The organism is Adhaeretor mobilis (genome assembly GCF_007741515.1).
Classification (GTDB): Bacteria; Planctomycetota; Planctomycetia; order Pirellulales; family Lacipirellulaceae; genus Adhaeretor; species Adhaeretor mobilis.
The window spans coordinates 2,313,404-2,326,143 of the sequence record NZ_CP036263.1; the positions used below are offsets into that span (position 1 = coordinate 2,313,404).

At 55.1% G+C, this 12,740-nt stretch carries 11 protein-coding genes; 8 read left to right on the forward strand and 3 right to left on the reverse strand.

Annotation, left to right across the window (positions count from 1 at the left end; translation table 11 throughout):
- Nucleotides 1-207: 207 nt before the first annotated feature.
- Together HG15A2_RS09060 and HG15A2_RS09065 are read right to left on the reverse strand one after the other, a co-directional pair.
- On the reverse strand, nucleotides 208-726 hold the full coding sequence (locus tag HG15A2_RS09060) for a hypothetical protein (RefSeq protein ID WP_145059826.1): 519 nt from the start codon (nucleotides 724-726) through the stop codon (nucleotides 208-210).
- Nucleotides 727-833: 107 nt separating this feature from the next.
- Nucleotides 834-2,387: a Mur ligase family protein gene (locus HG15A2_RS09065; protein WP_145059827.1), complete on the reverse strand. Its 1,554-nt coding sequence runs from the start codon at nucleotides 2,385-2,387 to the stop codon at nucleotides 834-836.
- A 372-nt stretch (nucleotides 2,388-2,759) separates the two neighbouring features.
- Between HG15A2_RS09065 and HG15A2_RS09070 the strand changes: the two genes are divergently transcribed.
- Both HG15A2_RS09070 and HG15A2_RS09075 read left to right on the forward strand, forming a co-directional pair.
- On the forward strand, nucleotides 2,760-3,461 hold the full coding sequence (locus HG15A2_RS09070; protein WP_145059828.1) for a PTS sugar transporter subunit IIA: 702 nt from the start codon (nucleotides 2,760-2,762) through the stop codon (nucleotides 3,459-3,461).
- Nucleotides 3,458-4,330, forward strand: a complete 873-nt coding sequence (locus HG15A2_RS09075) for a hypothetical protein (protein WP_145059830.1) — start codon at nucleotides 3,458-3,460, stop codon at nucleotides 4,328-4,330. The genes HG15A2_RS09070 and HG15A2_RS09075 overlap by 4 nt, the downstream gene beginning before the upstream one ends.
- Before the next feature lie 152 nt (nucleotides 4,331-4,482).
- On the opposite strand, the gene HG15A2_RS09080 is transcribed toward HG15A2_RS09075, so the two are convergent.
- Entirely contained in the window at nucleotides 4,483-5,244 is a 762-nt protein-coding gene (locus HG15A2_RS09080) for an ImmA/IrrE family metallo-endopeptidase (protein ID WP_145059831.1), read from the reverse strand.
- 349 nt (nucleotides 5,245-5,593) lie between these two features.
- Between HG15A2_RS09080 and HG15A2_RS09085 the strand changes: the two genes are divergently transcribed.
- The 6 genes from HG15A2_RS09085 (at nucleotide 5,594) to ispG (ending at nucleotide 12,570) form a co-directional block, all read left to right on the forward strand.
- Entirely contained in the window at nucleotides 5,594-6,154 is a 561-nt protein-coding gene (locus HG15A2_RS09085; protein WP_145059833.1) for a hypothetical protein, read from the forward strand.
- A 660-nt stretch (nucleotides 6,155-6,814) separates the two neighbouring features.
- Nucleotides 6,815-7,573, forward strand: coding sequence for a PEP-CTERM sorting domain-containing protein (locus HG15A2_RS09090; protein WP_145059834.1), 759 nt, complete (start codon nucleotides 6,815-6,817; stop codon nucleotides 7,571-7,573).
- A gap of 770 nt (nucleotides 7,574-8,343) precedes the next feature.
- Nucleotides 8,344-9,717 (forward strand): 30S ribosomal protein S12 methylthiotransferase RimO, encoded by a 1,374-nt coding sequence (rimO, locus tag HG15A2_RS09095; RefSeq protein ID WP_246117918.1) that lies wholly within the window; start codon nucleotides 8,344-8,346, stop codon nucleotides 9,715-9,717.
- A gap of 54 nt (nucleotides 9,718-9,771) precedes the next feature.
- Nucleotides 9,772-10,425: a CDP-diacylglycerol--glycerol-3-phosphate 3-phosphatidyltransferase gene (gene pgsA / locus HG15A2_RS09100; protein WP_145059837.1), complete on the forward strand. Its 654-nt coding sequence runs from the start codon at nucleotides 9,772-9,774 to the stop codon at nucleotides 10,423-10,425.
- 28 nt (nucleotides 10,426-10,453) lie between these two features.
- Nucleotides 10,454-11,440: a CPBP family intramembrane glutamic endopeptidase gene (locus HG15A2_RS09105; protein WP_145059839.1), complete on the forward strand. Its 987-nt coding sequence runs from the start codon at nucleotides 10,454-10,456 to the stop codon at nucleotides 11,438-11,440.
- On the forward strand, nucleotides 11,437-12,570 hold the full coding sequence (gene ispG, locus HG15A2_RS09110) for a (E)-4-hydroxy-3-methylbut-2-enyl-diphosphate synthase (protein ID WP_145059840.1): 1,134 nt from the start codon (nucleotides 11,437-11,439) through the stop codon (nucleotides 12,568-12,570). The genes HG15A2_RS09105 and ispG overlap by 4 nt, the downstream gene beginning before the upstream one ends.
- The last annotated feature ends 170 nt before the right edge of the window (nucleotides 12,571-12,740 follow it).

Consider the following 12,740-nt stretch of genomic DNA (forward strand, 5'->3'; position numbering starts at 1 on the left):
TAAGCCCCATCGTGAAGCGTTCGCAGGGCAAGCAACTGACCCAGTAGCTGCTCGCTCGCGAAATCTTGTGCTTCTACCCCAGGGAGGGCGGTTTGCTCGACCCCGCAATCTTACAAACCAACGATGAAGCCCGAAAATTTAATCCTCAATTTCAAGTGTAGGGTTTCTCTTTGTTTTTTTCTTTCCTTGTGATTCGTAGCGCATGACTCACGCCGCGGCCATCGGCTGCCAAAGTTGTTTCAGCCAACGTTGCAAGGCTTGCGAGGCCACGCTGGAAACTTCATGCAAAAGAATGGCATCGCCAGGGGCAAGCCGCTCGGTAAGCACTTGGCAAGCCGTTGCTTGGTCGGTGCAAACGACGACATTACTGAGAAACAATCCTGCGTCCCTCGCTCCCAGAGCAACTTCCCGTGCGTTGAATCCCGTTGTGAGGAACAGATCGACGGAAGCCTCGGCAGCAAACCGGTGGCCGATTTCTTTCCAGTCACAGTTCGTGTCGGACGTTTGTTCCGCATGAAGCCAGACGAGACGACGTTGTTGTGCTCCGGCACTTCGGAGCGAGGCTAACGAACGGTCGATCGCTGCTGGAGCATACCCGCTGGTTTCCACCAGCAAGGTCAGCTCTGACGCAGTCGCTTGCGACAAGTCGTCGTTCAAAATGTATGGGGCCGGACCCTGATTCGCATCCTTGCGAATTTTTTGAGCCGGCTTCTCAAGCAGATCCATCTGCTTTCTTTCTTCTTAAAATTGAGCTCGTGAAGTTTTAGCTTGTCTTTTTTCGAATAGCTTATTTCTGAAACATTTGTTTCTGAAGAGACGCGGACAATAGCGACCTAGCCAACAAGCCGCAACACTGATTCGCCGCGGGCGTAGAGAAGGTCGCGAGCGATATCGACATCCGTGGTTTTTTCACCGCCAAAAGCGAGGGCCGGCCCCAAGGAGCTGCCGGCAATCACTACTACGTCGCCCAACTCAGCCGCGGAAACTGCCCACTGAATCGCTTCTTGGCGATCCTGGGCAATCTGTGTGTCGGTCTCTTCATCCTTGCGCTGCGGCCAGCTCTCGCTCACCAAGGCAAGCTCTTCAGTGACGATGGCCACGTCTGCAAGTTTGCAAACGATGTTCTGGATGATCAGATTCTCATTCGTATTGGCGCTTGCTCGATCGCCGAGCACGCAAATGACTTTCCCAGTTGCCAACTTGCGAGCAGTGCGAAGCGTCGCGAGTAGGGCATCAGGAGTGCTAGCGGCATCGACAAAAACAGGGAAATCTTGCCCACAGTCCACACGTTGCATGCGGCCTGGGAGCGAAGTGAGAAGCTCAATACCACGGGCGATGTATTCCAATTCCACGCCGTGCGCCATGGCAACGGTCGCTGCGGCAAGGCAGTTTTGGATGTGGTGATCGCCAAGGATGCTCGTCCTAACGGCTGCCGATTGACGACCGGCGGTCAGTAGGAATACTTGCTCGCAAGCATTCTGATGGAGCACCTCGGCACCGATCTGCGATTGATCACCCAAGCCAAAAAGAAAGCTCGGTCCGCTAGTCTCGGCGAGTAACTGGCAACAAGTTTGATCGTCGCCGTTGACAATCGCAACACCATCTTGCGAAAGCAGGTTGAGCAGGCGTCCTTGACCATCGCGACGGTCTTGAGCTGTGTGAAAGGGTCCGTTGGCTGCATCGGCTAGGTTCGTCAAGCAAATCGTATCGAAATCAATTCCCGCGAGCGAATTTTCAGCGATCATCTCGGCGGAAACTTCCAGCAACAAGTGCGAGCATCCAGCGGCATCGGTGTTTGCCAACTTGGTCGCTAGAGAGGCCGGAGTGGGTGTGGCGCTCATGGCCGGACCTCGCGCCATGCCGTCGTAGGTTTTGAAACCGCTCATGACGCCTACGTCTTTGCCGGCGGCATGAAAGATGGATTCTAGCAATGCGATGGTGGTCGATTTGCCAACTCCACCGCTCACGCCGATAACTTTCAGATGGTGCGAAGGATTGCCAACGAGTGCTTGGCACACTTCGCTGTAAGCAACACGGCTATCTTCGACTTCGTAGACGGGAACTTTGAACACAGGGACTAAACGCTCGCAGACGACGGCAATCGCACCGCGAGCAACCGCTTCGCGAGCATCTTCGTGGCCATCTTGCTCGCCATTGTCCAGAGCGACAAACACATCGCCTGGCTTCACGTGACGCCAGTCGCTGGTGCAACCTTTTACGTGCGTGCCAGCTTGGCCTGTGAGTTTGGCCTCAGGGAACAGGCCATCCAGCGAAATGCCGACTTGCCGGCGCGAGCCACATTCGCCCGTGAGCTCGTGTTTGGCGGCCCCAGCAGATAAGCCGCTGGAAAGAATCTGAGAGTCGTTCTTCTGAGCCTTGAAAGACATAGCACCAGGCCTCCTTGCCTGAGACGAATCGACAGCTTCAATAGGGACAGAGCCCTTGCGGGTTGGAACTGTGATTCATCATCTTGGTTCGCGACGCGAAAATCCGTTTTCACGTCCTATCTTGCAGAGCAAAACAGCTTCCTAGCTGTTGTCCCCAGGGCCATTCCCAGAGGGACCTGCTCAACAAGAGCGGACGCAGTTGAATCCTTCTGAAAGGGTGAGTCAAGACGAGATTCCACAGAAAGTGGAAAGGGGGAATGCGAAAGGGAATGCATGCTGTTTGTCTGCACTATGGACACGGTCTAGTCGCGAGTCGAGAATGGAGTGCTGGAGTATTCCCCTTTCCACATCCCCCTTTCGCCTTATCTGACAATGGAAGATTTCGACCTTGCTAGCTTAGCTGCCTACTTACACCAAATGCCAGCACAGATAGCAAGACTGGCCGAGCGCGGTAAGCTGCCGGGGCGACGCGTAGGCGGTGAGTGGGTTTTCTCTCGTCCGGAGATCCACCATTGGTTGGAAGATCGCATCGGCGTATCTGACGATGAGGAGCTCGCCGGCATTGAGACAAATCTCGAACGAGCCGACAAAACCGGTGTGGAAGTCACGCTAGGCGAGTTGCTACCCCTCGAGGCAATCGCTATCCCGCTGCAAGCCCGCACGCGCAGGAAAGTGATCACGGCGATGTGTAATCTTGCGGCCGATACAGGCATGCTGTGGGATCCTGAGAAAATGGCCGAGGCGGTAACAGCTCGTGAGAATCTCCAATCGACGGCCCTCGATATTGGCGTCGCGCTGTTGCATCCGCGACGCCCTCAAGCTTCGATTCTAAGCCAAGCGGTTGTGAGCTTAGGGATTACCGCGGCAGGAATCCCCTTCGGCGGATCGCATGGCCAGTTGACGGATGTGTTTTTCTTGCTTGGCTCGACTAGCGATCAGGAGCATTTGCGCCTGCTCGCCCGGCTCAGTCGCGTGATTAGTGACCCGGATTTACTGGCCGAACTTCGCGCTGCCGATGATCCCCAAAAGGCCCGAAGGTTGATCACCGATCGTGACTTGCAGTTGAGCGAATGAACAGTTCACCTCCAAACGCTGCTGTTAGCGTGATGCTCGTTGGTGATTGGTCACAAGGCGAATTCGCAACGCTACGCGAACAACTTCCAGCTAGTTCTCTCTGGCTCCAGGCCAACAGCTTAGCTGATGCGTTGGATGCCATTGCTCCAGCCGCGGACGCAGTTGAATCACTGCCAGTCGAGCAATCGCCACCCGAGCTCGCACTGGTCGCTATGCCGCGGCCCGGCAGCGCTCGGCAGAGCGAGGTCGATGCACTCCAACACGCATCCCCGCTGACGCGCATCGTGACGATTGCCGGTACATGGTGCGAGGGGGAGCTGCGCACCGGCCGGCCGCTTACCGGAGTGATTCGCCTCTACTGGTACGAGCTTGCCGCTTGGTGGCACTCAGCCCTAGAGTGCCTTGCCAAGGGCGCCAGTCCACCTTGGTCGGTGGCTTTGGGCGATGTGAGAGCTGGGCAAAATATCGCAGAAACTCTGTACAATGATCCGCTGACGTATCGTGAAGTCATCATCGATGCCGTGGACTATTCCGTCTTTACGGCATTGGAAACCGCATTGACGCCGTTGCACTTTACTTGCCATTGGGAGCCGCGGCACCGCCCTGAATTGTGGAGGGAATCTGACGAGACCCCCAGCCGTGTTGCGATTTGGGATGGAAGCCAGCTCGATAGGCTTGAACTAGAGAACTTGCAAACCTTCGCTCAGCGAATGAGGCAACGGAACGCGCCCCTAGTTGCCCTGCTCGACTTTCCACGGGCGGAGCATATTGAGATTGCAGCGAGTATCGGAGTGACGGAAGTACTGGCCAAGCCGTACCAGGTGGCAGCGCTGGTTGCGTTGCTGCAGCGGCCCAATCCATTGACTTAGGCCATTGGCTTAGTCCGGCTTGCAATCTTTCGTAGCGTCCTACTAATCGCAACCCGACGCGTAAGCGAGGGAGAATCCTGAAAGAGACAAAATAGCGGAGCCTAGTAAATTCTTACGAGCGGAGCTGATGGTTTACGGGAGTCAAGACAAGCTCACTCCAGCCAATTAAGCTCCGTCCTGATAATCACGCGCCGCCAGCTGTCCTCGAAAACGGGCCAGGCACGAACGCTTTCCAATTCATCTGGCAAGCAACTCGATTCCACGCGAATGGTCTTGCCGCGATTGTGACACATCGCTTGAGCTTCGACTTCGGCACGAAGTAACTCACACGGCACGCCGACGCGGTTTCCGCGCCGCCAGGTAAGTTCCCCTTGATCGAAAACGCTAATCATGACCGCCGCCGACATGTCGAGCATCCGTCGGGCTATAAGCTCGTGACTGGCGGTGTAGTAAAGCTTCTTCAGTTCCAAGAGTTCCCAATCGTGCGCACTACCATCGTGGCGATACCACTGGAGCGGCAAGAGCAAACTGGTAGCGAGACGATTGGCAAGCGATTCGCGGGCTGCGGGAAGCGCATCGGCGGGGTCTGCCGCCAACTGCTCGAACACCTCCACAGCCAGGTGCTCCCCAATCTCGTGAGCAACGGCCCATTGCCGGCGCTCGGGTCGCGGGTCGTCTGCCAGTAGGATGACGCCCTGGGACGAGCCATCTCGCGACAAGGTTGCCGCGGGGCCAACTTCTACCATGCGCGCACGCGAAGCGGCCGAATTATCACGCAGGATGGTGAGCCCCAGTCGCTGCGCAACAACAAACGCGTCAATCGGAGGGCCGACGACATCAGCAAACGCCAACGTTTCCCGAACGATCTGCTCAATCGCTTCGGTCAGCTGCTCGTGATGGATTTCAGGGAGCATGAGGGGGAGTTGCGGAGTGCGGCAATGAACATGCGTATACTACATTCAGCCTGCCTCCTGATGCAAGAGAAACTTCACAATCATTCCAAATCCCCTCCGAGAGACATCGATTGATATGAGGCAAAGACTACTGACACGCCTATCTGCTTGAACGGAGTCGCGTGGAACGTATGCGAGTGTAGGTGTCCGCTAGATTACCCAGCGCCGAGGGTCTATTTTGTATTTCCCCAATCAAGCCGTACTTCATTGGGGAATTTCCAATGAATAACAAGTTATTTGGATGAGAGATGGCGCCCCACTGACTCCCGATTTTGTGACGAGGGCAATAGTGACTCGAGAGCAGTTCGACATGATCAAGGAGAAGCACGGTCAGTACGCCAGCTGGGCCGTATGGGCTGCGGCTGGCGATACCGCCACGTCAAACATCGGGGATATCGGCGTCCTTGATCCTGCGCGGAACCCTACGCTCCTCGCGGCGTTGAATCCTAAGGTAGTGATGCTTGGCCTCAATATCTCACGACCCGTCCTCGAGCCTCTAAGCAACTTCCACGACAAGAAAGCCCAGGCAAAGGACTTCAAGATCCGACATGCCTTCACGGGGACGCGCTTCTACGGTGCCTACATGACGGATGTGCTCAAGTTCTTTGTAGAGGTTGAGTCATCGAAAGTCATGTCGACCGTGCGCAAGCGCCCCGACATACTGCAAGACAGTGCAGCGATACTGCGTGAAGAGTTTCGGGACCTCGGTGTGTCTCAGCCCGAGCTCATTGCGTTTGGCGGCTATGCCGCAAGCCTCGCCAAAAAGGTACTCAGTCCAACAGACTACTCAAGCCTAGTGCGAGTAACTCACTACAGTCACTTCGTGGGACAAGACAACTACAGAAGCGAGGTTCTTTCGCAATGTTCGTGATTGATGTTGCAAGTTTCATGCGGCCGTCTAACGAAGCGTTGCACCTTATCTTTGAATCCTCATGTCTTACGAATTTCTTGGGGTAGCTCTACCCACGGCTCCACTCTGCGAGACTATTCCCTACAGAACAGCTTTGCAGACGTCTCGTTTTTCGATTTCGCGATTTCGCTAACCGTCGTTCGTGCGGTCGGGCTTTCTCACCTCAGACGCTAAGAAGGACGCGATATCTCGCCCAGGTCGATGCCAGAACGGTGTTCGCTCAGGTCCCAGCTGGTTGCCGTCGTTACTCTCAATCGAATTCTATTTAGGCGAACGAACTCTTCTAGATGTCAACAAATACCAACGTACTTCAAAGACCTCGACAAACTTGCTCATTTCCTAACTTTTTCGCCTATTTTCAACGGCCTGTGGGCTGATCGCCTCACTTGATTAGCACTCACGAGTCTCCTGATTTATACCGGAATAGACCGACTGCAGAACTTTTGCCAGCTGAGAAGGTTTGGCCGATGGGGGCAAATGAAGAATCTGGGAAAAAAAGCTTGACTCTCATTACCGGAGCGAATATTTTCAAGAAAGTTGGAGTCGAGGCACCCGAAAGATGGTTTCACTTTTCTGCTCTTCGAGCAAGCCGTAACCGATCAGTCACAGGGATCCACGATCATGCTTTGCACCACCAGAATCTGGGTAGCAAGTTTCTTGCTAACGCTCACCTTTTCAGTTGTTTCGGCCACAGCCGATATAGTTATCGATGAAGGCCCCACCTATTCTCCTCCAGGTGCAGGTGCGATAGTAGGCTCTGGAACCGGCAATACATTCGCAGGTGGTAGGACTTTCACTATCACTGGGACTGATTTAGGACAGACTGCCAATTTATATCTGGGGATCAAGAATGATCTCTATTTGACCGGCTTTTCTATGGATGGCGGAGGAATCTCAGGCTCCGAGATATTTCGTTTTGATTCCGTCACACTTAATTCGATTATCTACACAGGCGACACGTTGATGCAGTTCTCAGATAGTGAGCCTGACTTTACTTCTCCCACGCGCCTGACGATGACATTTGGAGGTGCAGGCACGATCATTCAAGATGGCACTACCGCAGCTCTCAGTAATACCAATGCGGATGTAGGCGCACTGTGGCGCGTTGAAGGAGATTTCACCGTAAATTTTTTGATAGAAGCCACGGTGCCGCCATTTGCTTCAAACGCAGGAAACTACGAGCCTGGCAACGATTTGTTTAATCGACTGGATACTACCTTGAATAGTACTGGCACATCAGTTGACTTTGGCTATTACTACGAGACAGCTGCCGTTCCTGAACCGAGTGCGTTTTTATGTTTTGGTTTGGTTGCAATGGGATTTGTTGTGCGTAAAAAAATCCAGGCAGGTCACGCCCAACAAAGTGAGGGAGTTGCTTAAGCCGCTCTGACCCAAACCAGCCAACATCGAGCGTTACCATCGATGTAAATAAGCTTCTCACTTGTCCATGGGCTAGTGTTTTCTTTCAATAAATTTCTTAGTGTCGGCGGTTCGGAAAGTTTGCCCGAGCATTACTTTTCTGAACGGTGAGTCTATTCGCCCGTTCCAGATGCGAATAATCGAAGCCGGTGACAACGAGTCACTGATGGATTCGGCGGTACTCACGCCAGCAGTTGGAAGCGGAAGTTTCGAAACCGCACAAGATTCATCCTCCGATGCGTCCAATTGGCTCTCTTTTAGAGCCGAGTTTCTAGCTTGTCTGTCAGTGACCGCCATCTCGAACCGCCCCCCAAATCAAGTCGGCTAGAGCTGCTCAGATTTGAGAGCACGTTACTCAACGCAAGCCCTTCTTGACCTCAGTGCTTGGCATGGGATGCCACTGACGCTCTTACCTTGGTGCCGTTGCACCCGATCTTTGAATCCTCACGAATTCCTTGGGGGCAGCCTTACTCACGGCGCCATTGTGTGAGGCTATTCCCAATAGGGTAACTTTGCAGCCGTCTCGTTTTGGTGAGGCCGTGGCCGGCGTGAAATCGCGTAATTTGTGGAATTCGTTGGGAAAAGTGCGGCGACAGCACGGAATGCCACACGCATTGAGGCTCAGCGAGTTGGCGATTCACCCTAAGTGCCGTACAATCACAAGATTAGCAATACCGTTTAGGGCTACGCCACTCAGGCGACCCTGCACCGTTCACTATGGGCACAGCACTGTGGCAGCCACGTTTACCGACAACATCCAGCAAGCGAAGTCTAAGGGCCGTTATGCCTTTGTGAGTCTTGGCTGTCCGAAGAATCTCGTTGATAGCGAGCGCATGCTTGGCATGTTGCAGCTAGACGGCTACGAGCTGGTTGATGACCCCCAAGGTGCCGATTTCGCCATTGTGAACACGTGCGGCTTCATCGAGCAGGCTCGCACCGAGTCGTTCGCGGTGATCGACGAGATGCTCGATCTCAAAAGCCGAGGCGACCTGCGCGGTGTGATCGTATCTGGCTGTTTGGCAGAACGGCAGAAAGAAGACCTGCTGGTGGATCGCCCAGGGATCGATTCGCTCGTGGGAGTTTTCGGTCGCGAGGAAGTTACCAAAGTAGCCGACCGGTTAGTGGGCGGCCTGGAAGAGCAACGGGCCATTTTCCAACCGGCACCAACGCATCCGTTGCCTGATACCAGCCGGCTGCGAATCACGCCCAAGCACTTTGCTTTCTTGAAGATATCTGAAGGGTGCGACCGGTTGTGTACGTTCTGCGCTATCCCCAAAATGCGCGGCAAGCATGCGACGAAGCCGATGGAAGAAGTGATTGCCGAAGCGAAGGAACTAGCAGCCGACGGTGTGCGAGAGCTGGTGGTCGTCGCGCAGGACACCACCTATTACGGCAAGGACCTCTACGGCGAGACGCGCCTTGCTGAGCTGCTTGGCCAGTTGGACCAAGTCGAGGGGCTCGACTGGATTCGCTTGATGTACCTCTACCCGATGTACTTCACCGACGATGTGATCGACGCCATTGCCAACAGCAAGCGCATCGTGCCGTATTTGGATATGCCCTTGCAGCACATCAACGATACGATGCTCAAACGCATGCAACGTCGCGTGAATCGTGCAGATACGGAAACTCTCCTCAAGAAACTCCGCGAGCGCGTACCGAACCTCGTCATGCGAACCACCTTCATCACCGGCTTCCCTGGCGAAACCGACGAGCAATTTGAAGAACTGGTGGAGTTTGTCGCCGAACAACGCTTCGAACGGTTGGGCGTGTTCACCTACTCTTACGAGCCTGATACGCCCGCGGCGAAGCTGCCAGATCACTTGCCCGAGGAAGTTAAAGAGGAGCGTCGCGAACGGTTGATGGCCGTGCAACAAGAAATTGCCTTTGAGTGGAATGCCGCTCAAATGGGGCAACAAATGGAAGTGATCATCGACCGAGCGGTTCCTGGCGAGCAAGGCGCGTGGATTGGTCGTTCCTACGCCGATGCACCCGACGTAGATGGCGTGGTCTATGTGACCGGCGAGAATCTCCAGCCCGGGCAAATTGTGCCTTGCGAAGTTGTTGCCTCGCAGGAATACGACTTGATCGCAGTGGCCGTCTAGGCGACACGATAGAACACTTTTTTCGTAGCCCAACTGTAACGTCTCGCACGCTGAATGTCTGAATTCCCTGCCACGCCCCCCGATCTAAAAAATCCGCCCCGGATTTGGAACGTCCCTAATCAGGTGACCATGGCCCGCGTCGTTTTGACGCTCGTGCTGTTTGTGTTACTTGGTTTCAATTGGTATGTCGCCGCACTGGTGGTGTTTCTAGTCGCAGCGGGGACCGATTGGGTCGATGGTTACTGGGCTCGCAAGTATGGGCAAGTCACGCAACTGGGGCGCATTCTTGATCCGTTCGCGGACAAACTGATTATCTGTGGCACGTACATCTACCTCTGTGCGTCTCCCATGCTGGCCAATGGCAAGCGCGCCTCGGGGATTGCCGTGGGCGTTGCCGTGTTGATCGTCGGCCGAGAGTTGTTAGTCACCGCGCTACGCAGCTTCGTGGAAGGCATCGGCGGAGATTTCTCCGCGAAGTGGGCCGGCAAATGGAAGATGGTTGCGCAGTGCGCCGCCGCAGCCTTGGCCATTTACCAGCTGAGTTACTTAGCGCCGACAACTAGCGGAGCCATCGCGAGCTGGCAAACTGAGCCGCCTGCCTGGCTCTCCACCAGCCTGACGATAACCGTGTGGGCCACCGTGCTGTTGACGATCTACACGGGACTCGACTACGTACGCGATGCTTTGCGGTTCTTGCGTGCCGAGTAGGTAACCAATCTAGGTAAGGGATGCATCGATGCCAGTCGAAGAAGTCTCGTCCGCCTCCCAGGTGCTCATTCCCGCGGTGGCTGCTGCGAGTATGGTCACGATTGGCTACTTGGCCAATCGACTTGCAAGCGGCAAGCCGCTGTTGGAGTATCGCCCTCGCGTTAGCGTTCCCTGGCCGTTGACCGCTGTCTTGTTGTTGCAAGTCCTAACGCTCGTGAATGTCATCTCGGCACTGGTCAATATGGGACGTGCCACTGAGCTACCCTCGAATGAGACTTTTATCATGAGTGTGTGGAGCGGCGCGTTCACCATGAGCGGGGTGGCTATTGCCACGTACTTCCTGCTAAATATTCTTGCGGGCGCGAACTCCTCCGACCTCGGACTCCCCAGTAGCACTCGTGAACTTTTTGCCGATGTGGGACTCGGGATCGTTGCCTTCTTTGCCTGCATCTTGCCGGTCTCGCTGCTCGATGGGTTACTTCATCTGCTGGTCCCGTCCGAGACAAAGCACCCATTCATCGAGCAAATGTTGCAGGGCGACTCGCCTGGGATGTTCGCTGCGATAGCCATCGCGGCAACCATTCCAGCACCGTTGTTCGAGGAAACTGCCTTTCGGCTCGTGTTGCAGGGTTGGTTGGAAAAGTGGGAAGATCGACTAACCGGTTTTACAGCAACTCTGCGGCGTCACGAGCCGATGCGACCCGAAGGCATTCTAGAACTGGACTCCCTGTCGAGTGCATCGGCCGACATTGCCGCGGTTGAAGTGAATGCTTCACCGCAACGCCGGTTGGTTACTTGGTTGCCCCACGGTTGGCTGCCGATCATCGTCTCTGCAACGATCTTCGGCCTGGCTCACTTGGGCCACGGTTGGGCACCCGTGTCTTTGATTCCGTTGGGACTTGTGCTTGGATATTTGTACCAAAGAACGCACCGCATTGTGCCCTGCATGACTCTCCACGCGGTGTTCAACGCCTTCTCGATGATCCGGCTGTGGCTTATTATTTCAGAACCATGAACATTCAACGTAATCCAACTCGTGCCGTTTGCATCGGCAGCGTCACCATTGGCGATGGTCACCCGATTGCCGTGCAGAGCATGACGGCCACCAGTACGCAAAATATCGATGCCACCGTCGCGCAAGTGAACGCATTGCACACCGCCGGAGCCGATGTGGTTCGCGTAGCGGTGGATAGCACGAAAGATGCCGAAGCGCTGGCTGAAATTCGTAAGCAGAGCGACGCGAACTTGGTGGTCGATCTGCAAGAGAATTACCGGCTCGCGGAAGTGGTTGCGCCCCACGTGGACAAACTTCGCTACAACCCGGGGCATCTCTATCACCACGAGCGAGAGAAACCGTGGCAGGAGAAAGTGCGCTATCTTGCTGGCATCGCGGCGGACAACGACTGCGCGATGCGAGTTGGCGTAAACTGCGGTAGCGTCGATCCGGCCAAGGCGGACGCGTATCCTGCTGAGGATTCTTTATCGCCGATGCTCGACAGTGCCGTCGATCATTGCAATTTCCTGGACGAGATCGGATTCACCCGGTTTTGCGTGTCGCTCAAAGACTCCGACCCGCAAAAGGTGATTGAAATCAATCAGCGATTTGCCGACGCTCGGCCGGATGTTCCTTTGCATCTAGGCGTCACCGAAGCGGGCATGCCGCCCGAGGGAATCATTAAGACGCGCATCGCTTTCGAGCAACTCATCAGCCGTGGTATCGGCGATACGGTGCGTGTTTCGCTCACGGTATCCAACCCTCGGAAGCCGGAGGAAATTGCCGCGGGTCGTGATATTCTGGCTGATATTGCCGCAGGGCGGGTGCGCAGTGTCGTGGATTACGGGCTCGACACGCTTAACATCATTAGTTGCCCCAGTTGTTCGCGGGTGGAGAACGAGGCGTTCATCGACCTAGCAGAGCAAGTGAAAGAGATGACCCGCTATGCCGCCGATCACGCCCTAACCATCGCAGTCATGGGGTGCAGGGTGAATGGCCCCGGCGAAACGGACGACGCGGACCTCGGCCTGTGGTGCGGCGCTAATCATGTGAATCTCAAGAAAGGTAGCCAGTCGCTCGGCCAATACGCCTACGACGAAATCCTGGGGAAGCTGAAGAGCGAGCTCGATTTGCTGATTAGCCGGGGCTGATTGTTATGTCTCGCGCAGAGACGCAGAGACTCAGAGTACACAGTGAAAAACAGCTAGCAGTCAGCGATTTCATTTTCAGCAGTCTCTCGCTCTGTGCGTGGAGGCTAGAATAGGCCCTCTGCTGTCTCTGCGACTCTGCGCGAGACTTTGCTTCTACGCTCACATCCATT